The sequence below is a fragment of the Nostoc sp. DedSLP04 genome, from assembly GCF_034530775.1.
Taxonomy (GTDB): domain Bacteria; phylum Cyanobacteriota; class Cyanobacteriia; order Cyanobacteriales; family Nostocaceae; genus Nostoc.
This window is the reverse complement of record NZ_JAVRCL010000003.1, coordinates 108,086-131,414: the sequence shown is the minus strand read 5'-3', so window position 1 is coordinate 131,414 and position 23,329 is coordinate 108,086. Positions and strand designations below refer to the sequence as shown.

Annotated in this window: 21 protein-coding genes and 1 pseudogene; 14 read left to right on the top strand and 8 right to left on the bottom strand. The window is 41.1% G+C overall.

Annotation, left to right across the window (positions count from 1 at the left end; all coding sequences use genetic code 11):
* Window positions 1-29: 29 nt before the first annotated feature.
* Entirely contained in the window at window positions 30-644 is a 615-nt protein-coding gene (locus tag RMX89_RS02835; RefSeq protein WP_322687845.1) for a hypothetical protein, read from the top strand.
* Between the two features lie 176 nt (window positions 645-820).
* On the opposite strand, the gene psb27 is transcribed toward RMX89_RS02835, so the two are convergent.
* The 4 genes from psb27 to RMX89_RS02815 all read right to left on the bottom strand — a co-directional run bounded on the left by psb27 (window position 821) and on the right by RMX89_RS02815 (window position 4,529).
* Window positions 821-1,225: a photosystem II protein Psb27 gene (gene psb27, locus RMX89_RS02830; protein ID WP_190240755.1), complete on the bottom strand. Its 405-nt coding sequence runs from the start codon at window positions 1,223-1,225 to the stop codon at window positions 821-823.
* Between the two features lie 226 nt (window positions 1,226-1,451).
* Window positions 1,452-2,597 (bottom strand): 7,8-didemethyl-8-hydroxy-5-deazariboflavin synthase subunit CofH, encoded by a 1,146-nt coding sequence (gene cofH / locus RMX89_RS02825; RefSeq protein WP_322687844.1) that lies wholly within the window; start codon window positions 2,595-2,597, stop codon window positions 1,452-1,454.
* Between the two features lie 270 nt (window positions 2,598-2,867).
* On the bottom strand, window positions 2,868-4,037 hold the full coding sequence (locus RMX89_RS02820) for a hypothetical protein (protein ID WP_322687843.1): 1,170 nt from the start codon (window positions 4,035-4,037) through the stop codon (window positions 2,868-2,870).
* A 300-nt stretch (window positions 4,038-4,337) separates the two neighbouring features.
* Window positions 4,338-4,529: a CbtB domain-containing protein gene (locus RMX89_RS02815; protein WP_322670735.1), complete on the bottom strand. Its 192-nt coding sequence runs from the start codon at window positions 4,527-4,529 to the stop codon at window positions 4,338-4,340.
* 702 nt (window positions 4,530-5,231) lie between these two features.
* On the opposite strand from RMX89_RS02815, the gene RMX89_RS02810 reads away from it, so the two are divergent.
* From RMX89_RS02810 to RMX89_RS02790, 5 genes are all read left to right on the top strand, one after another.
* A complete protein-coding gene (locus RMX89_RS02810) occupies window positions 5,232-6,257 on the top strand; it encodes a multicopper oxidase domain-containing protein (RefSeq protein ID WP_322670734.1) in 1,026 nt (341 codons plus the stop codon).
* Between the two features lie 183 nt (window positions 6,258-6,440).
* Complete coding sequence (locus RMX89_RS02805) at window positions 6,441-7,478, top strand: helix-hairpin-helix domain-containing protein (protein ID WP_322685297.1); 1,038 nt, start codon at window positions 6,441-6,443, stop codon at window positions 7,476-7,478.
* A 179-nt stretch (window positions 7,479-7,657) separates the two neighbouring features.
* Complete coding sequence (locus tag RMX89_RS02800) at window positions 7,658-8,095, top strand: ferritin-like domain-containing protein (protein ID WP_322687842.1); 438 nt, start codon at window positions 7,658-7,660, stop codon at window positions 8,093-8,095.
* A gap of 172 nt (window positions 8,096-8,267) precedes the next feature.
* The gene (locus RMX89_RS02795) at window positions 8,268-9,236 is read left to right on the top strand and encodes an FTR1 family protein (protein ID WP_322687841.1); all 969 of its coding nucleotides are present in this window, start codon (window positions 8,268-8,270) and stop codon (window positions 9,234-9,236) included.
* Between the two features lie 261 nt (window positions 9,237-9,497).
* A complete protein-coding gene (locus RMX89_RS02790; RefSeq protein WP_322687840.1) occupies window positions 9,498-9,935 on the top strand; it encodes a hypothetical protein in 438 nt (145 codons plus the stop codon).
* Window positions 9,936-10,151: 216 nt separating this feature from the next.
* Here the strand turns inward: RMX89_RS02790 and RMX89_RS02785 are convergent, their stop codons facing one another.
* Together RMX89_RS02785 and RMX89_RS02780 are read right to left on the bottom strand one after the other, a co-directional pair.
* Entirely contained in the window at window positions 10,152-10,724 is a 573-nt protein-coding gene (locus tag RMX89_RS02785; RefSeq protein ID WP_322687839.1) for a hypothetical protein, read from the bottom strand.
* Between the two features lie 164 nt (window positions 10,725-10,888).
* On the bottom strand, window positions 10,889-11,824 hold the full coding sequence (locus RMX89_RS02780; protein ID WP_322687838.1) for an ABC transporter substrate-binding protein: 936 nt from the start codon (window positions 11,822-11,824) through the stop codon (window positions 10,889-10,891).
* 69 nt (window positions 11,825-11,893) lie between these two features.
* Here RMX89_RS02780 and RMX89_RS02775 point away from each other — a divergent pair, with 69 nt between their 5' ends.
* From RMX89_RS02775 to RMX89_RS02765, 3 genes and pseudogenes are all read left to right on the top strand, one after another.
* Window positions 11,894-12,070 (top strand): hypothetical protein, encoded by a 177-nt coding sequence (locus RMX89_RS02775; RefSeq protein ID WP_322687837.1) that lies wholly within the window; start codon window positions 11,894-11,896, stop codon window positions 12,068-12,070.
* Between the two features lie 51 nt (window positions 12,071-12,121).
* A pseudogene (locus RMX89_RS34425) lies at window positions 12,122-12,472 on the top strand (class I SAM-dependent methyltransferase); the annotation flags it as partial.
* A 114-nt stretch (window positions 12,473-12,586) separates the two neighbouring features.
* Window positions 12,587-12,778 carry a hypothetical protein gene (locus RMX89_RS02765; RefSeq protein WP_322687835.1) on the top strand — a complete coding sequence of 64 codons (192 nt, stop codon included), beginning with the start codon at window positions 12,587-12,589 and terminating at the stop codon, window positions 12,776-12,778.
* Window positions 12,779-12,909: 131 nt separating this feature from the next.
* Here the strand turns inward: RMX89_RS02765 and polA are convergent, their stop codons facing one another.
* Window positions 12,910-15,855 carry a DNA polymerase I gene (polA, locus tag RMX89_RS02760; protein ID WP_322687834.1) on the bottom strand — a complete coding sequence of 982 codons (2,946 nt, stop codon included), beginning with the start codon at window positions 15,853-15,855 and terminating at the stop codon, window positions 12,910-12,912.
* Between the two features lie 328 nt (window positions 15,856-16,183).
* Here polA and RMX89_RS02755 point away from each other — a divergent pair, with 328 nt between their 5' ends.
* From RMX89_RS02755 to RMX89_RS02740, 4 genes are all read left to right on the top strand, one after another.
* Window positions 16,184-17,008: an alpha/beta hydrolase gene (locus tag RMX89_RS02755; protein ID WP_322687833.1), complete on the top strand. Its 825-nt coding sequence runs from the start codon at window positions 16,184-16,186 to the stop codon at window positions 17,006-17,008.
* 240 nt (window positions 17,009-17,248) lie between these two features.
* On the top strand, window positions 17,249-18,625 hold the full coding sequence (locus RMX89_RS02750; protein WP_322687832.1) for a dihydrolipoyl dehydrogenase family protein: 1,377 nt from the start codon (window positions 17,249-17,251) through the stop codon (window positions 18,623-18,625).
* 582 nt (window positions 18,626-19,207) lie between these two features.
* Window positions 19,208-19,912, top strand: coding sequence for a choice-of-anchor E domain-containing protein (locus tag RMX89_RS02745; protein ID WP_322687831.1), 705 nt, complete (start codon window positions 19,208-19,210; stop codon window positions 19,910-19,912).
* Window positions 19,913-20,185: 273 nt separating this feature from the next.
* Window positions 20,186-21,037, top strand: a complete 852-nt coding sequence (locus RMX89_RS02740) for a Cof-type HAD-IIB family hydrolase (protein ID WP_322687830.1) — start codon at window positions 20,186-20,188, stop codon at window positions 21,035-21,037.
* A gap of 185 nt (window positions 21,038-21,222) precedes the next feature.
* Here RMX89_RS02740 and RMX89_RS02735 read toward each other — a convergent pair whose 3' ends face one another.
* On the bottom strand, window positions 21,223-22,059 hold the full coding sequence (locus RMX89_RS02735) for a DALR anticodon-binding domain-containing protein (RefSeq protein ID WP_322670722.1): 837 nt from the start codon (window positions 22,057-22,059) through the stop codon (window positions 21,223-21,225).
* Window positions 22,060-22,584: 525 nt separating this feature from the next.
* Here RMX89_RS02735 and RMX89_RS02730 point away from each other — a divergent pair.
* The gene (locus tag RMX89_RS02730; protein ID WP_012412419.1) at window positions 22,585-23,304 is read left to right on the top strand and encodes a Crp/Fnr family transcriptional regulator; all 720 of its coding nucleotides are present in this window, start codon (window positions 22,585-22,587) and stop codon (window positions 23,302-23,304) included.
* Window positions 23,305-23,329 lie beyond the last annotated feature (25 nt).

Below are 23,329 nucleotides of genomic sequence, written 5' to 3'. Positions count from 1 at the left end.
AAAGAACTTACATTATGAATAGTTAAATTATGACCAAGCTGATTTTTACTCTGTTTTTAATCATATTTACTATTTTGAATATACTTAATTTAAATAATACACACGTACAGGTATCTCAAAATAATATTCGCCAAATTAATTGGAAAGATGAGGTTTTAGTGAATACCCAATCATCCTTTAATCTTGCAACTCAAGAGCAGCAGCAAGCAAAGTTTATTTCCTCTCAACAGGTTAAAACAAAGTTGACAGATAATCCATTGGCACCAACGCAAATAACTTTTCCCTTATCTACCCCTCTGGAAATTGGTACGGCTAGGTCTGAGGAAGTTTATCTGTTGGAAATTCAAGTCGCTTATCAGGGTGAGCCAATAGGAAACTACAGCGTTTATCTTAATTTACCAAGCCTCAAAGCGATCGCTGATATCGATACTTACTATATCGGTTCAGCTAATTTCTTTGATGTACCAAGTCCAAACCAAGGTATAAAAAAGTTTAATTTTGATATTACACCTGAGTTAATTAAGCAGGTGCAAAAGCGCGTAAAACCGTCAAAAATTCCAAATTTAACATTGACTTTCATTCGCGACCAAGGTCATTCAAGCACAGAGCTTGTTATCGATCGGGTTGCACTATCAAAATTATGAGTCGCTTGAGCCTGTGTGCAGCTGTGGCTACATAAACAAAATTGAAAATTTTCAACTTTGACTCAGATCAACTTAACAAAGTGGTAAAACTAATTCGTAATTCATATTTATAATCAGTGTTAGCTCTGTAGCCATTTTAATTACGAATTACGAATTACGAACTAGTAATTAAATAGTTAACCGCCACGCTTTAGCGCTGTCTCTACCTGCTGCAACTCTTTTTCTAGACGATTTTTGAGTTTTTCGGGTACAGGACGATTTGGGTAAGAACTGTAATGTCCAGCTAGGGAATTGAGGGCTGTTCGTATGGTTGTAAACGAGCCAAGACCAGAAACAGAGTTAACCCGCTGGTAGCGAGCTGAAAAGTCATTAATTTTTTGACGCGCTTCTGCTTGAATTGCTGCTTTGTCTGGTGAATCTTGTGAAAGATCCAGAGCTTGTCTCATAATATTGACCACAGCTAAGGTGTCTTGACGATAATCCCCAGTCAAACTATCTGGACTGCCAGAACAACCCATTAAGCCGATAGCTACAACCAAAACCAGCGCAAGCAAACGCGACCAATAGCGCTTCATATGCATTAAGTAAAAGAATACGTAAATCAACGTCCATCCTATCTTGGATTGGTAACTTGGGGATCAATTGAGTGAAGAGTGTGGAGTGCAGGGGAGGGGAGGCAGAGGGGCAGGGGAGGCAGGGGAGCAGGGGAGCAGAGGAGAAGTTGTAGTAAATCTTTCCCCTCTGCCTCTTTCCCATGCCCAATGCCCAATGCCCAATGCCCAATGCCCAATGCCTAATTCCCAATTTCTAACGACTAATAACTTTTTGATAAAGAGTATCCCGTTGTTGGTAAGGTCTTCCTAAAGAAGCGATCGCAGTTTGTAAAGTTTCCACTTCCATACACGTACCACCCAAAGCACCTGCCATTGTGGTAATGTGTTCTTCCATCAATGTGCCGCCGATATCGTTGCAACCCCAAGCTAAGGCTTCTGTCGCGCCTGCAAGCCCCAGTTTTACCCAACTCTGCTGATGGTTAGGAATCCAATTACCTAAGTAAATCCGCGCTACAGCCCCTAACAGCAGGGCATCACTTAAAACTGGTTGATCGCGTCCAACACGGCGACGTAAGGATTTGGGCGCTTCTTGACCTACGAAGGGTAATAAAATAAACTCTGTGATCCTGGCTGGATATCCCCGATTGATAGCGGTTTTTTGGAGCGATCGCAATTTTTCTAAATGTCCGATTTGCTGTTCGTGGGTTTCAATATGCCCAGATAACATGGTGCTAGTGGTATGCAAGCCTAATTTGTGAGCAGTGCTAACAATTTCTAGCCAAGTGGCTGTGTCAATCTTCTCTGGACACAATATCCGCCTTACTTCATCGTCCAACACTTCCGCTGCTGTTCCTGGCATTGAGCCAACACCAGCATCGCGCAAAGCAGTAATCACCTCAGCATATTCCAGTCCATCAAGTCTGGCGATAAATTGCACTTCTTGGGGAGAGAAAGCATGTAAATGTATGTGGGGAAATTCCTGTTTAATGGTTTCTACGACTTTGAGGTAGTAGGGCAAAGATTTACCATTTATCAGTGCTTGTGGATTTAATCCCCCCTGCATACAGATTTCTGTTGCACCCCATTTTACTGCATCTGTCGCCTTTTCCAAAATTTGCGCCGAATCTAACCAGTATGCATCGGCATCACCATCATCTCGACGGAATGCACAAAAACTACAGTGCTGCTCACAAATATTAGTAAAGTTAATATTACGGTTAATTATGTAGGTGACAGTATCGCCTGCTTGTGTGTGGCAGAGTGTATCGGATGTAGTACGTATTGCTGCGATCGCCTCTGGCTCTGTTTGTTGTAATAATACGACTCCCTCTTCGGGGGATAAGTCGTATCCCATCAAAGCACGTTCCAGAATTGTTTCAAACGCAATTTTTGTCAGCATTACTTTCTTAATTTCTCGGTAAATCTTAATTTTATGAGCTTGTAAATAATAAAATTCTACTTAATAAATATACTAATTTATTGAAAATCCCAAATTTGAACATAAGTTTTACCTTGAAAGCTGTTAAAAGAGCTTATTTTATCCCATAACACTACTTTTTATAGTTGATAAAACTCCTTAACAAAAAAATAGTTGTGGTTCAACCACAACTATTTTAATAGATTAATCTACATCTTTGTATTAGCAGGAATTTTTAGTACAATGATATTACTAATTTGTCCTTGCTTGTGGTTTTCGTCGATGTTGTATTAACAATCCAATCGCCATACCAATGCCGACAAAGGTTGTAAAGTAAAATAAACCAATTAATCGGATGTAGATTGGTGGTGCGATCGCTTCAACTTCAACTTCCTGCGCTACCTTCACTGGTGTAAATTGACGGCTAGATCCTGGTATAGGAGTGGCTTCCACCTCGATTTTGTGGGGTGAACCATCAAAAAATTGTTCTAGCCATGTTAATTTACCTTGTTCGTCGGGAATACCTTTGTAGTCAAAGACTGTTAAATTGTGTTCTGTAGCGATCGCTTTTATCTGCAATGCTACATCTGTTATGGGTTGTCCGGTTGCGGTATCTTTCACTTGTAACGCTAAATTCGCAAGTTTTCCGACAGTTGCGTTTTTATCTCCCTCTAGATTGATTTCTAATCCCTGAGATTTTTGAGATGATGGTGCAATGGCTTCGGTACTAGTTGAGTGATGTTCGCTGCCATGAGCTTCTGCAACTTCTGCACTAATATTGATAACTAATAGAGTTATTATAGCCACTACAGTTAATGCACTTAATAAAAGGCGAACTGACTGTGGTGCAATTTCTCCTTGTTGTAGTTCTTCTTGACCGCCAATAATCCAACCACCCAACAATCCAAGTGACAGTAAAATAGCTGCAATTACAGCAAAATATTTATATTTGATGGGATTTTCGTGGACATTAATATTTAAACTTTGTTCATAAGCAGCAAAAGTGTTTGCTACTAAAGGTGACACTTTAACTAACAGTTGGTAATTACCACGGATGGGTAACATCTGCTGAATTTCTAGCTTTCCATCAGGTGCATTAGCATTCATTTCCAACAATTTTGTCCCCTCAACAATGGGAAAATCTGTTGTTAACCAAGGATTACGCGGTGGTGTCAGAATTTGTAAATTAATTTTGGCATTTGTTAAAGATTTACCCGCAGCATCAACAGCTTGTAAAGTCAAAGTAACAGGAGATTGTAGTTTTTCTGCTTCTGCTTCAAAGGGGAGAATACGTTCTAAAGGTGGGTTGGTAGAAAGTAGGACTCTGGACGTAGGAACTTGGGAATTTCCCACAAAGGAATAAAGAACTGACAAAACAATGCAAACAGCGCTGATAACTCCAAAAAGTCGATATTTTTTCATAAAAACTTACGGTAAATGTGAAGCTTATGTAATTTTTGCAAGTTAAGCATTGATAGGAGTGGATGAAAGTTACTCCAGATTATTACTAGGTAAAAAAATCCCAGTCAAAGAATTAGTCAAAAATCAGACATCATCTTAAATCAGTTAAGGTGATGTAGAGATGATAAAGCATCTCTACAAAACCTAAAAGTTATTTCCCAGCAAAAAACTGGCGCGAAATTTGCACTATTTTAGCGTCGTAACTTTGTTATGTGATGTAGCAAAGCTTCATGCACCTAAAAATCTTGTGATTATGATAATTTAGTGACATGCAACGCCTAATGTGTGGTGACGCGCTGAGTGTGCTGTGTTATGAACCGCAGGATAGGTGGAGAATAAAACAGTCCAGATAACTAAAGAAGATAAGAGCATATAAAGCGTTACCTGAACAGGTTTGGATAAGGTAATACCTGCGGTCTTCTGCAATAGTGAAATATGAGAAAAACTAGTCATTTTTGACCTCCTAATAATAAATTTGGGTAATTCATCAATCAAAGGGCATAACGCCGCTTGATTGCAAAAAGATATACCATCAACTTTGTATTTGACAAGTGTGTATCAAATGTATTGTGTAATTCGACTTTAGTGAATACTATACTATCCTTTGACATTGGTAGATCGCGATGCAGAAATCTACACATAAAGTCCATACAAATAACAAAAGAATGACACATGATTTTGAGTGACGGCATTTTCAGCGTTGCTAACACGAAGGTAACAGATAAAAATTAAAAATTAAAAGTTCTTACATTGCCAAGCATTCAAAAATCCTTGAATAAAGGTAACTTATGTTATCTCTAAACCAATTCAATACACTAAAGACTAGCAATAGTTTCTTGCTTGTGTCTATATTCAAGGTGCTATTATACTCATTGTTTATACTGTAAGTATTGCTGAAGCAATAAGAATATCAGGAATATGTATGAAATAGCTATGTTTGTGTAAATGTTATTTATACATAACTAAGCGTATAAATACAGTTAAAACCACAAAAATATTGCGATAGTTTTTAGAGTTTGATCTAGATTTAACAACTTAACTGGCAATTTAGAAGCACTGAAAAATTATTGACAATAATTATTAATTCCTCTAATATCTAAAAGCAATTGCAAATCTTTTGCAATTCTTTTTTGGCGCTAACCGTAACGAAATGTCATGCCCAACAACTTCGCTCTAAGTAACGGAAAACCTTGGAGCCGCCGTCAATTATTGCAGCTGGGCCTAGCAGGTGCTGGAATAACTGGTGCAGCTGGACTTTGGCAAATGCTAAATCTACCAAGTAAGTCAATCGTTAAAGTGCCGCCATTCGATAGGTCAGCACCAGACGACGTTACTAACCCAATGAAGATGTTGAGAGATTTTGATTATGGGACAGTGAAGCAAGAAAATGGGCGGACTATCCGAGAATTTCAGTTAACTGCTGGTTCTTCCATCATAAAACTCAATAGTGCTGTCTCTTACAACATCTGGGATTTAAACGGTCGCATACCAGGGCCAACGCTACGGGCAAAACAGGGCGATCGCATCCGGGTACTATTTCTCAACAACGCTGGACATTCTCACTCTTTACATTTTCATGGCGTTCATCCAGCAGAAATGGATGGTGTTCGCCCAATCAGCAATGGTAATGCCACAATCTACGAATTTGATGCTGAACCTTATGGCGTTCATTTATACCACTGCCATATTGAACCAGTGACCCGTCACATTGCCAAGGGACTGTACGGAATGTTTATCATCGATCCACCGACTCCTCGTCCCCCAGCTGATGAAATCGTACTAGTGATGGGTGGATATGACGTGAATGATGATAGCCATAACGATTATTACGCCTTCAACGGTCTGCCCCACTATTACATGCATAACCCGATTCGCATTTACAAAGATCAGTTGATTCGGCTGTATGTCCTCAACATCATTGAATACGATCCGGCAGTGACGTTTCATCTCCACGCCAACTTTTTTGATGTCTATCGCTACGGCATGACTATGACTGCTAGTGAGAAAGCAGATGTGATTACGATGGGTATCGCAGAAAGGCACATCTTAGAATTTGCTTTTCGTTATCCAGGTAAGTATATGTTCCATCCCCATCAAGATGCGATCGCAGAAAACGGTTGCATGGGTCAATTTGAAGTACTTGCTGATAGTAACTCTCAAAATAATGTTAAACATTCTTGACAATATTCTTAGTAATTTGTAATTAATTTATTAAAATTTTAGCAAACTAGTTGATAAAAAATCTCATTATATGCAACAGTAAAATCTATGACAATCTGTCAAACAAACTACTTTCTAGTAATAGTTTGAGTAATAGTTTGAAATGTTTCAATTAATACCTTTTTAGTTGTGCGAGGAGCAAAGATGATAAAACTTCGTTATATATGTTTAGCAGCAGCAGCAGCGGTAATAGTTACCTTGAGTTCTTGTAGTAATACCCCAACCGCAGAAAATCCATCACCACCAGTTGCTAGCACTCCAGCTACAGAGGCAGTAAGTAATAACAGTCATAGTGGTCACGGTAGCAAAGAAAAAATTAACATTAATAGCGCTATATTGTCAGAATTAGATAAGTTTGAAGCCAAACTAGGTGTTCCAGCTTTATCTAACAAAATCCAGGCAGGTCGTCCTTATGGGAAACCAGAAGATTTAGTTACTAAAAAAATAATTACTCAAGAACAGTTCGACCAAATTAAAGACCAGGTTGGCGTTCAAGAAGTAGTACTCACAGGTGAGGCAAAAGATGTTGATTATATGTCTAAATTAGGCTTAATGAAAGGGCATCTTTTGGTAGCCAAAGAACTGCTAGATCAGAATCAGCCGAAACAGGCAGAACCTCATATTGGGCATCCAGTTGAGGAGATTTACGTTGATGTGGAAGATCAACTTAATGAACGCAAAGTCAAAGAATTTAAGACAACTTTGGTGAGTTTGCAAGATTTAGTGAAATCTAGTCCGAAGGATAGCAAAGTTAAAACTAATTTTACTTCTTCAATGCAAGCAGTTGATGGAGCGATCGCAGCTTTGCCAGCAGATCAACGCTCAAAACCAGGATTTGCGCTCCAAGTAATTAACGAACTACTAGATTCGGCTAACTCCGAATATGGTGCGGCGATCGCAAATGGTAAAGTAACCGCGCCAATTGAGTATCAAGACTCCCGTGGTTTTGTCTTTTACGCCAATGAATTATACAAAGGAATTTCTAGTCAAGTAGCTCAAGCAGATCCCGAAGCACACAAAGCGATCGACACTAGTTTTGCTGAACTAATAAAAGTTTGGCCCGCCGCCATCCCACCAGCAAAAGCAGTAAAAATTCCTAATGATGTTACCAAACTGGTGAAAACCATTGAGGAAAACTCTCAAAAAGTGGTTGACAAATCCAATACCCAAGCACAGCGATAACACTTTAATTTAATGGGAAGTATAGGTTAAGGAGTTTAAAATAGTTAGGAGTTAGGAGTTAAGAGTTATGAATTATGAATTATGAGTTATGAATCCCAAATTACTAACTCCTAACTTCCAACTCCTCACTTCTAACTCCTAACTAATTACACTCCCTTCGTTACTTTAACTAACAACTGATGCAAGAACTTGACCATAAAAAGACTATTGACCTGCTAAACGCCATCATGGAATTTGAACTAGCAGGAGTAGTGCGCTACACACATTATTCTTTGATGGTAACTGGCCCTAACCGTATTCCAATTGTGGCTTTTTTCAAAGCACAGGCAACTGAATCTTTACTTCATGCCGAACAAGTGGGAGAAATTCTTACCGGTTTAGATGGGCATCCCTCCCTGAAAATCGCCCCAATGGAAGAAACCTACCAGCATAAAGTCAAGGATATCTTGGAAGAAAGTTTATCCCATGAAAAAAAGGCATTGGATCTGTATAAAAAATTGCTCGAAACTGTCACCAATGCCAGCATTTACCTTGAAGAATTCGCTCGCGGTATGATTGGACAAGAAGAGATGCATAATCTCGAACTGAAAAAGATGCTACGCGATTTTGGTTCATAGTCATTAGTCATTAGTCCTTAGTCATTAGTCACTTGTACTGAGCGACTTGCCCTGAGCGTAGTCGAAGTGAGTCGAAGTATTGGTCATTAGTCAAAAATAAATTCAAAGGACAAAGGATTAATGACAAAGGACAAAGGACTAATGACAAAAGACAAAAGACAAAGGACAAAAGATGAATTTTAGTACTGCTCTACCTACTTTTGTAATAACACTTCGAGAAGGAGTGGAAGCTGCCCTTGTTGTTGGTATTGTGCTAGCTTTGCTAAAAAAAGCTAAACAATCTCGACTCAATTCATGGGTATATGCTGGTGTCGGCGTTGGCATTGTCGTCAGTGCCTTAATAGGTGTGCTATTCAGTTGGATAATTCAAGTACTGGGAGCCGCGAATCCTCAATACACCACCGTTGTTGAACCAGCGCTAGAAGGTGTATTTAGTGTATTAGCGATCGCAATGCTCAGTTGGATGCTAATCTGGATGACTAAACAAGCCAGATTCATGAAAGCTACAGTTGAGGGAGCAGTAACAGAAGCGCTGACACAAAATTCAAATGCTGGCTGGGGTGTTTTTACTTTAATTTTAATTGCCGTTGTCCGCGAAGGCTTTGAAACTGTTCTCTTCGTTGCAGCTAATTTTCAACAGGGATTAATGCCAGCCTTGGGCGCTATTGCTGGTTTGGTAGCCGCATCTGCCATTGGGGTGCTGCTATTTAAATGGGGTGTCAAAATTAACATCCGCCAGTTTTTCCAGGTAATGGGCATTTTATTAGTGCTGATTGTCGCTGGATTGGTAGTTTCAGCGTTGAAACATTTTGACGAAGCTGTGGCTAATCTTGCCCTTAGCAGTCGTGCCACAGAAAGCCTTTGTTTCTATTACGAACGTTTTACAAAAGTCCACTCCTGTATTTTGGGGCCTATGGTTTCCAATACTTCCACAATCTTACCTGACGAACAGTTTCCTGGGATTATTCTCAAATCTTTATTTGGTTATAGAGATAATCTCTATCTTGTGCAAGCAGTGGGATATGTGGTATTTTTACTCACCATTGGAGGGCTGTATTTCCGCAGCCTTGGGGGTGCTTCTCCTGAAGGTAAAAAGAGTGTCCCTTTTGGTCAAAAACCAATTAGTTCTGCAAAAGATTAAAAGCACAGTCAGTTACCTAGTTTGCAGTCTTCCTTATTCCCAGTCATAGACTGGGAATCGGCTTTGCGATCGCTACGCTAATGTCGATCCAGAAGTAGCTGCCTTAGTTAAAGTCACTGTAATTGAATACAAATGTTTTCAAGTAATACCGATTTGAAAAAATAATGCAACAAATTAACTATTTGTAGAGACGCGATGAATCGCGTCTTTAGCCAAGGATGTGTTGCAATCATTAATTGAATTGGTATATCAAAAAAGTAAATGAGCAAAATTTTTATATTAAATTTCTTACTGTTACTTTCTCAAATACCCAATCAAGAAACAAAATTTTTAGATTTAAAAAATCAACTAGAAAAGAAAGGGTTTCAGGTAATCATTGCACTACCACCAAAGCGAGGAGCTTATGGTTTACTAAGAGAAGCTGACAAAAAAATCTGGATTAATCCTGTAGTGTTTGAGTTACATATTGGTATTCAAACACTAATCCATGAAACTGTTCATGCAGCCCAAGTATGTGCCGGAAAAGGAAAAATAAAAACTTTAGGTTTAGACATTCAACCAAGCAATTATGCTCTACCATTTTTTAGACGCTATACCGATGTCAAACGACAAGATTTAGAAAAAGAAGCCTATGCAGTGCAAACTCAACCTAACAGTTTTGAATTAGCTATATCTCTTCTTCAACAACACTGTAAATAATTAGTTTGACAGATGCAAAAGCTGAAGCGCCCTGATTTAACTGCTTTGTAATACAAAGTCTTGTTGAGTAATAATATTGAGTGCAAAGAATGCTTTAAAACACGAATTTATTAATTATTTTTTAATATAAAATAACAATAAAGATGCTTTGCAGCAGTTTCAAAGTAATTTGAACATTGAAGTAATCATAGTAATTGTCAAATTCATATTGTCTTACTATCGGGTACACGCATTTATAAGACAGTTTGGAAAACTAGGTTCTCTAGTATTAACTTGGCAGTTCTTTTTTACAACTTCTTTACTGTTTTTAATAACTCCTATAAAAATTCTCTCTTGTTGTAACTCAAATCGGCAAATAGCGTCATCAGAAGTGATAAAACTCGGTTCAAAGTTCTCATAAACACTAAAAATTTTACCATTTGGACATTCTACTCGCTCAACAAGATTGATGTGATTACCTAGAGCTAATTGTACAAGAAACACAAAAAGAATGAAACAGCCAAAAAATCCTGCTACTAGAATACTAAAAAATTTTAGCAAGTCTTCTTTGAACAAAAAGCTATTGATAAATAGCAATAAAGGTGTGATATAAAAATATAATGTGGTAATTTTGTTGAATAGGTCAAACTCAAAAATAATTTTACTTGACCAATTTAAATTCCAGTTAAAAATGAGTGGTATTAGACTAATTATAATAACAACTAAATTGTCTGAAGGTCTATCAAGTCTACTTATCAAGAACAAACGAACCCATCGGCAAAAGTTTTTGAGAAGTTTAGCAATCTGCATTTTTTAATACTGATATCTATAAGTAAATAATACTCCTTAATATAGAACTCAGATTTGATTTTTGAAAACATACTGACGCTGAAAAGCTTGTTTTATCAGGGTTTTATCTAAAATCACCTCCGATAAATGCATCCTTGATTGACTTTTCTCCCAGTATTGAGCTACTAAGTGGGCTGTGGTGCAAATAACGCTTGCTTAAGCTGCTGACAAGCCTTTTCTATTGCATCTATACTACCCGGATTCACTAAGCCAAAATAATCAAATACATAGACTCGGTTATTTTTAGTTGCTTGTAGTTGCTGCCAAAAACTTTCCTTTTTCAAAGAATCTAAAAGCGTCGCTTCCGAATTTCCTTGTGGAGGATTAACTAAAATTATCACCTCTGGATTTGCTTCTAAAACTTTCTCAGCCGAAAGCGTCACATAGCCACCGATTGGACTTTTTCCTTGTAAATCTGCTGCTATATTTTTCGCCTGGAATTTCGCCAGCAAATCTCCTGCCCAACTATTTTTATTTGGTGCTAAAATTGGTTGACGACTAACCAGTGCTAGTGTTGAAAGACTCTGAGTTGGCTTATCTGGTAAGAACGTTTTGTAACGATTTAACAAAGGCTGAGGATCGGCATTAATTAACTCGGCGAGCTTTTTAGTAAGTTCTTCTAGAGATTCCCAGCTATTCACCTTAGTAAGCAAAGTTTGAATACCTAGCTGCTGAATTTTTTGAATTGGGATGTTAGAAAAACCTTCAGCACCAATAACTAAATCTGGTTTTAACGCTACTATTTTCTCTAAATTTGGTGGACTTTGACCTTCGCTAACGCGGGGAATATCCTTGAATATCGAGTCATTCTTAAATAATTTACTACCAGTGATTCCGACAACTTTTGTTTGATCGAGTCGGGAGAGAATGTCAGCAGAAAGTGAAGAAAGAGCAACAACTCTTTTTGCTGAACCTTTTAGTAATTGCTGAGAGTTTGTGTTAGTCGTCTCAGTAGTATTTTCCACTTTGGTTTGTGGTTGCTGAGTAGTTACAGTGGTGCAAGCAACTAAAACTATACTCAACAAAATTGCAAAAGCAGATAAGAACCAACGACGATGCATATTAAAATTCCTTATATGACTTAACGGGTGACAACATAGCTATATCGGCTGCTGAATAAGGTATAGAGCATGAAAACCACGCTGAAAATAGAGTCGTTTTTAAGGCTTAACCGCCATCTATATATAGAAATAGATTATACGGGAACTTTCCGTACAATAATTATAGTTAGGTGTCACACCAAGCCCGATCATCACGAACAGTTCCTTCATGGCCCAGAACATCTACGACGACCAGTTCTTCTTTGAAGCATACGGTCAACTTCCCCGATCGATACATGGCTTGGACGGTGCGCCTGAATGGGCGCCCTTCGGAGGCTACTTCCGCCGCTCCAAGCCCTCAGTGTTCTTGATCTCGGCTGCGGCTTTGGTTGGTTCTCCCGGTGGGCTGCTGAGTCTGGTGCAGAGTCCGTCCTTGCCGTTGATCTGTCCGAGCGAATGCTCGCCCGCGCACGTGCCAAGACCCAGCTGACCAATGTAACCTTTGAACGTGCGGACTTAGAAACGTTGGTTCTTCCACCAGCTGCTTTCGACTTGGTGTACAGCTCCTTGGTACTGCACTATGTCAAAAGACTGCCTGCACTTCTGGACACGCTTTTTTACGCAATGCGATCGCACGGCAAACTTATCTTCTCAGTTGAACACCCTATATTCACGGCGCCCGCGAATGCAACGTGGGAAACCCTCCTTTCCGGCGCGCGAGTTTGGCCACTCGACCAGTACCTCATTGAAGGCCCCCGCGTCACGAATTGGCTTGCCCCAGGCGTGACTAAGCAGCATCGAACGATTTCAACCTATGTCAATCTCTTGCTTGCTGCTGGCTTTCACATCTTAGCGATCGATGAGTGGGGGCCGAGTCCCGCCCAGATAGAAGAACATCCAGAATGGGCTAGCGAACTTCACCGCCCACCCTTCCTTCTGATCTCTGCCGGCCGAGAACCGAAGAATGCCGCATAACCCTTCGCTCGATTGGACTTCCACCGGCTTGGTCTGCGAGGCAGTGGAAAATAGCAAGAAAGGCTGGCTTCTTAGCAATTTGAAGAAAATTTGACAATTATTAATGTAATTTTTCCAATCCCCAGTTCAACTTACTTCGTCTCCATCCAATTTTCACCAACACGCCCCTCTACAAGCAAAGGAACACTCAACTGCACTGCATTTTCCATCACCGATTTAATTTGTAGTTGTAATTCTTCCCACTCATTAGGGGGAATTTCAAACACTAATTCATCGTGAACTTGCAACAACAAACGCGCCTGATAGTTCTTCAAAACCTCATGCAATCTTACCATTGCAATTTTGATAATATCAGCGTTAGAACCTTGAATTGGTGCATTAGCCGCGGAGCGTAATAAACCTGCATCAAAAGCACCCAAATTCTTCAATTTACTCAGTTCGATATCTTCTGGGTTGCTGCCTTTTAATTTGCGTAAACTGTTATGAGTAAAGTCAAAATAGCGACGGCGACCGAAAATAGTTTCTACATAACCAAGAGCGATCGCTTCTTTTTTCACTCGTTCCAAATATGCAAAAACTTTGGGATATCGTTCATTAAACCGCTTAATGAACTCGTTGGCAATGGTCTTATCTATCCCAGTTGAGCGCGAAAACCTGAGAGAACCCATTCCATAAATCACGCCAAAATTGATAGTTTTTGCCATTCCTCGTTCTTCTGACGTTATATTTTCTTTTTCAAACACTAACCGCGCGGTAACAGTGTGAACATCTTCATTTTGCTGATATGCTTGTACTAATATTGGCTCTTGACTTAAATGAGCCAAAATCCGCAATTCAATTTGTGAGTAATCAGCAGCCACCATTAACCAACCAGCTTCTGGTAAAAATGCCTTCCGAATTTGGCGACTAAATGCTGTGCGAATGGGGATATTTTGCAAATTCGGATTAGAAGAAGATAACCTCCCAGTTGATGTTGCTGCTTGATTAAAATCAGTATGTACTCGCTGTGTATCTGGACGCACTAATGCAGGTAACGCATCAACATAAGTAGACTTTAATTTAGATAGAGTGCGATACTCAATGATCGCCTCAACAAAGCCAGTGTTATCATCTTCTTGAAGTTTTTCTAGTGTTGCTGCATCTGTAGAAAATCCTGTTTGAATTTTCCGAGAATGTTTAGTGCTTAAGCCCAATTTTTCAAACAAAATTTGGCTCAACTGTTTAGGAGAACCCAAGTTAAAATTTTCTCCAGCTATTTCAGTTGCTTCCTCTTTTAACCTGGCTAACTCTGTTTCTAAATGCTGCGAAAGTTCTTGCAAATAAGCTGAATTAATGCGAACACCTGTGTATTCCATTTGCGCTAAAACTTCTTCTAGTGGCTGTTCCACTTCCACTAATAGCTTAGACAAAGCTGGAATTTTCTCCAGTTCCTCACGCAATTTCACCACTAAACCAAAGGTAGAATAAGCATCCATCCCACAGTAATCTGCGACGGCGGGAATATCTATATCAGCGATAGTTTTGCCTTTAGGAACTAAATCTAAGTAACTTTTTGCGATCAATCCCAAATATCGCTGCGACAAATCCATCAAATTATGGCTTGAATCGGGATTTAGAATGTAACTTGCCAGCATGGGATCAAACACCACTCCCGCTAAGTTAATTCCTTGACACCTGAAAACTAAGCGGTCAAATTTGGCATTCTGTAAAGCTTTGGGATAATCGGCACTTTCGAGAATTGGGCGTAATGTTTCTAGCACCAAATCTTTACTCAAATTTTCTCCAGTTTTATGCCCCACAGGAATATAGGCTACTTCATCTGGTTCCGTCCCCCAACAGCAACCAATTCCTACTAACTCAGCATCTCTTGGTTCTAAATCACTGGTTTCAGTATCCCAAGCAACTGGTGTTTCTGGATTAGTGAATTTTTGCAAAAGTTTCACTAACTCAGTTAATTTGGCTTCGGTATTGATGATGCGTGGTGTAATTGGAGAAGTAGATTGTTGTGGAACGGCGGCTGTATCACTAGCACTGAAAAACCACAAATCATTATCTTCATCAGCACTAAATTCTGAGTTAGTAAAGTTAGTATTACTTGCGTCTACTTTGGCTTCTTGTTTTTCTTCAACTTGCCCGCCAAAACGCTCCTGAAGGTCGTTTATTCTGCCTAAAAAAGACTTGAATTCTAATTTTTCTAAAATTGGTGATAAAACGTTTGTATCAAACCCTTTTAATTTGCAATCTTCTAAATCAAATTCTATAGGAACATCTAAAACTATGGTTGCCAAATAGCGAGACTTCTCGGCATCTTCTTTACCTGCTGCTAGTTTTTTCTGAGTTGCGCCTTTAATTTCATCTAACGCAGCATAAACATTCTCAAGTGAACCATAAGTATTTAGCAACTGCACTGCTGTCTTTTCGCCAATTCCCTTCACTCCAGGAATATTATCTGATTTATCACCACAAAGAGCTTTAAAATCAACAATTTGTGAAGGTAAAACGCCCATCTTCTCTTTGACTTGTTCTGCTTCAAATTCTGTGATGCTATTTGTTGAGCGTTTTAGGGCATCTGGACTAAAATTCAGAACAGTGATTTCTTTGTCAGAGTCGATCAGTTGAAATAAATCGCGATCGCCAGTGAGAATCTTCACCCTATAACCAGCCGCAGTGACTCGCTGTGCTAGGGTTCCCAAAACATCATCAGCCTCAAAACCAGGGGCAGTGAAAAAGGGTAGATTGAAGCCATTCAGCAGCTCATGTAGGTTTGCTAAGTCGGGAATGAAGTCTTCTGGTGTTTCCGGGCGATCGGCTTTATAAGTATCGTCCGCTTCGTGGCGAAAAGTTGCCTCAGCCAAATCAAAAGCGATCGCCATTGCTTGAGGCTGTTGTGTTGCCATTACCTCCAACAGGCACTTCACAAAACCAAAACATATACTGGTAGGAATCCCCGTTTTGGTACGCAGTCCTCCATCTCGCCCTTTGGCGAAAGCAAAGTATGAACGATAAGCGAGAGAGTGCCCATCTACGAGGATGAACGTGGGACGTGTTGCAGTTGCAGAAGTAAAAGTTTCAGACATAGACCTATTTTAGCCAGAAGCTTTGTCACATAGTTAGCAATTTCAAAGCTTTGGCTACCTTTATTGTTACTTCTTGATGTCAAGAAGCGGGTAAGCCCTCAGTTAACTGGTATCTTAAATTAAAGAACTTGAGTCAGACAACTGATTTAAAAGTAGATAAGCCACCTTCGCAAGCAATCAGGTCATCAAAATAAGAGTGCTGAAATCAGTTATGTATCAATTGATTGAGTAGCAATTTATCGATAAGTTGCCGATCGCTAATGCAGTTATCTTTACGATCCGAACCAGATACAAATTGGGAAACGCTCACAATTTACATAGGAGCCACATGAGTACAATCACGACTAAGGATGGTACGCAAATCTATTACAAGGATTGGGGCACAGGACAGCCTATTGTCTTCAGCCACGGCTGGCCACTGAGCGCGGATGCTTGGGAATCGCAGATGTTTTTTCTCGCCTCACACGGCTACCGCTGCATCGCGCACGATCGTCGCGGTCATGGACGGTCGAGCCAACCCTGGAATGGCAATGACATGGATACCTACGCTGACGATCTGGCAGAGCTTTTCGAGGCGCTGGATATTAAGGATGCGGTGACGATCGGACACTCTACCGGCGGTGGTGAAGTGGCGCGCTTCATTGGACGGCATGGCACCAAGCGCGTTTCCAAGGCAGTGCTGATGGGCGCGGTGCCGCCACTCATGCTCAAGACGGAGGCAAATCCGGGTGGGCTACCCATTGAGGTCTTTGATGGCTTTCGGGCGGCGTTGTTGGCTGACCGATCGCAATTCTTCCTAGATGTACCCAGTGGGCCATTCTTTGGCTTCAATCGACCCGGTGCCAAAGTCTCCCAAGGGCTAATCTATTCGTGGTGGATGCAGGGGATGATGGCTGGACATAAAAACACCTATGACTGCATTAAGGCGTTTTCGGAAACAGATTTCACCGAGGATTTGAAGAAGTTTGATGTGCCGACGTTGATTATTCATGGTGATGACGATCAGATCGTGCCGATTGGTGCTTCTGCCCTCCTGTCTGCAAAGCTCGTCAAGAATTCGACTTTGAAGATATATCCTGGGGGAGCGCACGCTCTAGGCGATACGAGCAAGGAACAGATCAACGCCGACCTGCTGGAATTTATCAAATCCTGATGTGGGCAAGGATGTGAGACATCACTGTTAAAAATCTCAATGGGTGCATCTAAAGACATCAGGGCCGCGATCGCTAAACATCTGGTAGCTGAAGGTGCAAGCGTTGTAGTTATCGCGGGTGGACTTCGCTAGCTTTAAATGTCATAACTCAATCCACACCTACCTTAATAGCCAGAGAGTTTTTAACTTTGAGTGTAAGAATCTGATGAAAGCAAACTATCTCCAAGGAGTTTTGCATTGATGGAAACAGCAGATGTCATTGTCATCGGCAGTGGTCAAGGAGGCATTCCACTGGCGGCTGATTTTGCCAATGAGGGACGTAAGGTTGTCTTGTTTGAGCGGGATGCTTTAGGTGGCAGTTGCATCAACTATGGCTGCACTCCGTCCAAAGCGTTCTTAGCAGCGGCTCATGCAGCAGGGCGATCGCGCCAAGCTAAGAAGTTAGGCATCCACACGGAAGTAGAAGTGGATTTTCCCGCTGTCATGGAGCGAGTTCGGGGAATCCGCAGCAGCTTTAATCAAGGGATTCGCCAACGATTGGAGACTGCGGGTGTCAAAGTCATTTGTGCCGAAGCTGCTTTTGTGGGTGAACGGACGGTCAAAGGTGGGGATGTTACCCTTCAGGCTCCTCTGGTAATCATTAACACGGGTACGTCCTCGCTGATTCCTGACATTCCCGGACTTGCAGGAACTCCTTACCTAACCAACCGCAACTTCTTTGATTTGAACACCTTACCACCCCGTTTATTGGCGATCGGAGGCGGCTATATTGGCTTGGAATTGGGACAAGGACTAGCGCGTTTGGGCAGTCAAACCCACTTAATTGTCCGGGGCGATCGCGTCCTCGGACAGGAAGAGTCTGATGTCAGCGAGGTCTTAGCAGAAGCATTCAAGCAGGATGGGATTGCGCTCCACTTTGGAGTTAATGTAAATCACGTTGCCCATGAAAATAATCTGTTTAGGCTGACCCTGAGCAGTGGCGAACAACTTCAAGGAGAAGCGTTGCTGGTTGCGATTGGACGGAAACCGAATACAAGTGCATTAAATACAACCGCCAGCAAAATTGAGCTAGACGATCGAGGATTTATTAAAATTGACGACCAGTTCCACACCACCTGTTCTGGAGTCTATGCCATCGGGGATGCTGCCAAACAGCCTGCCTTTACGCATGTGTCGTGGGAGGACTATCGCCGCTTAAAAGCAATTTTGTGTGGAGAAAACCGGACACGGAGCGATCGCGTTCTTGGCTATGCGGTCTACACAGAACCCCAGGTGGGGCGAGTGGGTATGACCTTAGAACAGGCTCAGAAACAAGGCATCAACGCGCGTGCTGTCACGTTACCTATGAACCAAATTGCGCGTGCGATCGAGTGGGGGCATGACCTCGGATTTTATTGCATGGCGATCGACAGCGACACAGACAAAATTCTGGGAGCAACCCTGGTGGGCTACGAAACTGCTGAACTGGTGCATGTTTTTTTATCCCTGATAGAAGCAGGAGCCACCTGGCAATTGTTAGAGCGATCGGTTCACATCCATCCCACCTATGGTGAAGCTTTACCCAGTCTGGCACGGTTGCTGCTTGGAGATAATATGCCAGGGTGTCCGAATATGTGAAGAGGTTTTATTGAGGCACAACATCAATTGGCATTAATAAGTAGATGCCTTAGCCAGGAAGACATCCTCCTGACTCGGCTACAAAACTGTTCTCTGTTTCCATTGCTCATTTACCCCTGGTACTAATGAGCTTTTTTGTGCTTTTTATACAGCTTAACGTCTACATATTTGCACCTTTAGTACGGAAGCCAAGTAGAACCAACTTTTGGCAGGTATACCAGCCCAATTAAGTACGTGAGTATAAGCATAGTAAACAGATAGTAACTAGATCCCTAACTTATTACCAGAATTCGAGGATCTATCTCCTGAGCCTTTTATGTTTAATTAGGTTGACCTAGCTTACATCTCAGGAACCAACAAAAACTAGCTTAATATTTCGACATCAGATTACCACTATCAAAACTACTTTACCTTAACAAAACTTTATATATACCGTTGAAAAAGTCCATTTGTTGAAGGAATTTAAACATAATAACTTTACATAAAGTTACGTGTATTTATCAAGACTACAAGCAAAGTTTCAGAGTTAGAAATAGGTTAGTAATCCCGTGATGATTCGTTTCAGAAAGGCATCTTTTATCCATGACAACAAAACTATTCAACACTCTAGCTGCTGCCACAACTTTGGCAGGAATTGTTGCAACATCTGGAGCAGCTAATGCAGCTTCTCTCTCTTACAGTAGTTCCACTAATTACGATTTCACAAACATCATTGATGCACCTCTGAGCGTCAAAAAATTTGACTCATCTTTGGGCACACTCAAGGGTGTAACGATAAGTTTTACTGGCGACTTACTTGGAAATGCAGGTTTTGAAAACAGGAGTCCAACCGCGACTCAGGTAACAGTAAATCTTGCTAGTCAACTCAGTTTAAAACTAAATAATCAGTCTCTGTTTGCCCTCAATCCACAAGATATATCGAGTTATCAAGCTGCTAAATATGACGGCATCACTGATTATAGTGGCACCTCTGGAAAGACTATTTCTAATTTAACTGCCACACAATCTGCTACTCAGTCTTTCACCAATACCCAATTATTGCAGTCTTTCACTGGTAATGGCGACATAGACTTTTTGTTCTCAGCTTTAGCTAACTCAGTAGTTACGGGTTCGGGCAACATGAGATCCTATATTGATACTTATGCCAAAGCAGGTATCAATGTAACTTATGACTACGATGAGGTGAAATCAGTACCTGAGTCTTCTGCCACACTGGGAATTGGTTTAATTGCTGGGCTTTGTTTGTTGTCACAACGCAAAAAAAGCTGGATCAAGATGTTTAATTAATAGACTTTCTTGAATAGGTAGATTTTTTCTATCCTATCTATCAAGCAAACTCTCTAATTTAAATTAAAAAACCCGATTTTTTCGAGAATCGGGTTTTTTATTGTGCCTATTAGGCTGAATTTTTCATAAGATTTAAAAAATTCTATCCTTGGCGATCGCCATAAATAATTATTCATATGAAGTGGTTGATTAGAGAACCTAATTTTTTATCTGACTCCCCACTGGTCGCCAGAGCCTGTTAACCTCTTACTGGAACTTAAAATTTAGAAAATTATGCAGAAAGCATCTACCGATCGTCAGGCTGCTGCAAAAGACATTAAACTACTAGTTTTGGATATAGATGGCACGATCGCTGGACACTCTAACACTATCAGCGAACCTGTAAAGCAAGCAATCTTTGCAGCGCAAGCACTAGGAATTCAAGTAGCGATCGCCACAGGTCGAATGTATCGTTCAGCCTTGCGCTTCCACCAAGATATCGGCTCTACCCTACCATTAATGGCCTATCAAGGAGCCTGGATTCAAGACCCAATCACCCAAAAAATTCATCGCCATTGGGTTGTTTCTAGAGAAATCGCCCACCAGTTACTCGACTATTTTGAAAAGCCTGAGTTGCGATCGCTTCTATCTGTTCACTTTTACATCAACGATCAACTATACGTCCGTGAGTTAACCAGAGAAACCAAAATTTATGCAGAACGTTCTGGTATTACTGCGATTCCTGTGGGTGATTTGCGTCAAGCCTTAACGAATGAACCGACAAAAATTCTTGCTTTATCTGATGACACTGACGTAATCGATAAGTTATTAGGAAATTTGCGCCGACAATACACACCCGCTGAACTTTATATGACAACCTCTGTTGCTACCTTTTTTGAAGCAACTAACGCTTCTGTAAATAAGGGAACTGCTGTACGTTACCTAGCCGAAGAATTGCTGGGATTACAATTAGCCAACGTTATGGCGATTGGTGATAACTTCAATGATGTGGAAATGCTGGAGTATGCCGGACTTGGTGTAGCTATGGGCAACGCACCAGCAGGAGTGCAAGCGATCGCTAATTGGGTAGCTCCTAGCGTAGAGGAACATGGGGCAGCAGTAGCAATTGAAAAGTTTTTGCTGTAGTGAAATGAAAGCATTTTTTCAAATCTAACCCATACAAATCAGAAAGGACACCGACGACTGGCCGTGTTTCGTCTCGGTGCCCCTGCTGGTTCGCTCCTCACACAAGAGCTAATGTATCCGAGGTGGTGCATTGAGTCAATAGCTATATAAAAAGTTTTTATTTTTACCTAAGCGACATTACCGATTTATAGCTCCAAAGGCGCAAAAACCCCCAGATTTTCCTCTAGAACAAATTTTAATACTGACTGAGTAGCCATGAGCAATCCGAGTCTAGCTTGGGCTAGCTCTGGTGAAGTAATTTTCACCTCACCCCAAATCCGGCAATTAGACCAAAACTTTTCAAAAGCTTGGCTCAAATTCAGCGCTAGTTTTTCCCATTTCACAGAATCGCTAACATCAGGGCACTCTATGTTGTCTACCACTTGTATTAATTCGCCAATTAAACGGCGCTCATCTGGGTGATTGAGTTGTAGTGTTCCGTCGCAATTAAGCCAAGGTAGAGGGTTAGGAAAAATAACATCCCAAAAAGCTGGACTAGTATTTGGAATCGGTTCTCTAAGTTTAATCAACCCCTCTCGATGAGCCAGCAGCACTAGCGAACAGCAGCGTGCATGAGCATATTCAATAGCAAACAATGAATTGGGCACTGGGCATTGGGGAGCCACTGCGGTCTTGGGGTCTCCCCAAGTGGAGCAAGTGGCGTCATTGGGCATTGGGCATTGGGCATGAGTTATTATCCTTGTTCCTTCATCTCTGTCAATGTTTTTCTTCTCTATGAGACGCTGCGCGTAGCTTGCTTCCCTGTAAGGGTACAATTTTGAATTTTGAATTTTGAATTTTGAATTGATTTCTCCCTGCTCCCCTGCTCCCCAACAACTCCCAACTACGAGACTTTGTAACCAAGTCGCTAAGGCTGAGTGAGTTAATTCAAAATTTATCCGACCTGGGGGAACTATTTGGATGCTAAAAACGTCCTCACAAATCCCTGATAAATCTGAAGCGATCGCACTGGCAAGCTCCATCGCTTTTCGATTCTGAGATTTTGATAGTCGCAAAGACACACTTGAGGTATAGAAAACTCTATTGTCATCTCTACCTTTATATAGAGGAATTTTTTCGTCTTTTATGCATTCACTTTCTGTTTTATAAGTATCAATGCTTATCGATTTTATTAGATAACTATATAATAGCTGTTTGATTGACGTATATTTGCTAACTGGTAATTTATAATGCACGTAATAATATTTAAATAGTCATGTAAGATATATTTGTTACATTTCTGCCATCTATCTTGCGGTATAAATTTAATTTAGATGAAGAAAAATGAGAAGAGGATAAAATTTGATGAATAATCGATGAATAGTAAGTAAACTTTACTACCACCATTGTACAGTAGGAAGTATAACAAAAGAGTAGAGAGTAATTTGCTTTCTATTCTTTGGATTGGCTGGCGCTGTTAGGCGTTAAGCCTGCCTCGTCAACACAAAGACACTCCTTGCACCCTTTTATTTACGTCTTTGTCTTCAGCCGAACGCTCTTTGTTACCTATGCAATCTCCATCCTCCTTTTCTGAGGCATCACGGCCTTTTTTGACTTGGCAACGCATTCTTGACTGGGCTCAAGAACACTATCGCTGCCGCACCTTTAGCAAAGATGAGCGCATTCCAGCCCGGCCTGGATTGCTGTATTTGGTGCAAAGGGGTGCGATCCGCATGGTAGGAACCGCCCAAGTTAGTGCGACTGCTAGTCAGCTAACGTCTCGACGAATCAACAGAACTCCAGAAGAAGCGTTCTTGGGTTTTGTGGGAGCGGGACAGCCATTTGAAATTGTTGCTCAGTCACCATTCACACTCCAGGCTTACGCCCATGTCGATCAAACTGCGGTGCTGTGGATGTACTGGCATGATTTAGACAATTGGCCTCACTTCCGTCGCGAAGTTATGGATGCCTTTAGGTATCAGCACCAGCGTAAGCTGCTGTGGCTGAGTGCCTTGGGACAACGCCGCACAATTGACCGACTCTTAGGATTTCTCACATTGTTAATTGAGGAATATGGAGAGCCAGCAATGAGCGACACCGATCCTGATGTGATTCGCGGTTATTGTCTGCCTTTTCCCCTCACTCATGCCCAAATTGGTAGCGCGATTGGTTCAACTCGTGTCACCGTCACCCGCTTGATGGGTAAGCTACGTCAACGTGGTTTAATCTTGACTCAAGGGGATAATCTCATTTGCTTGCCAGCAGAGTCGATTAATAGAGCTGGTTAAGGTACAGTTCAGAGCGGCGATTTCC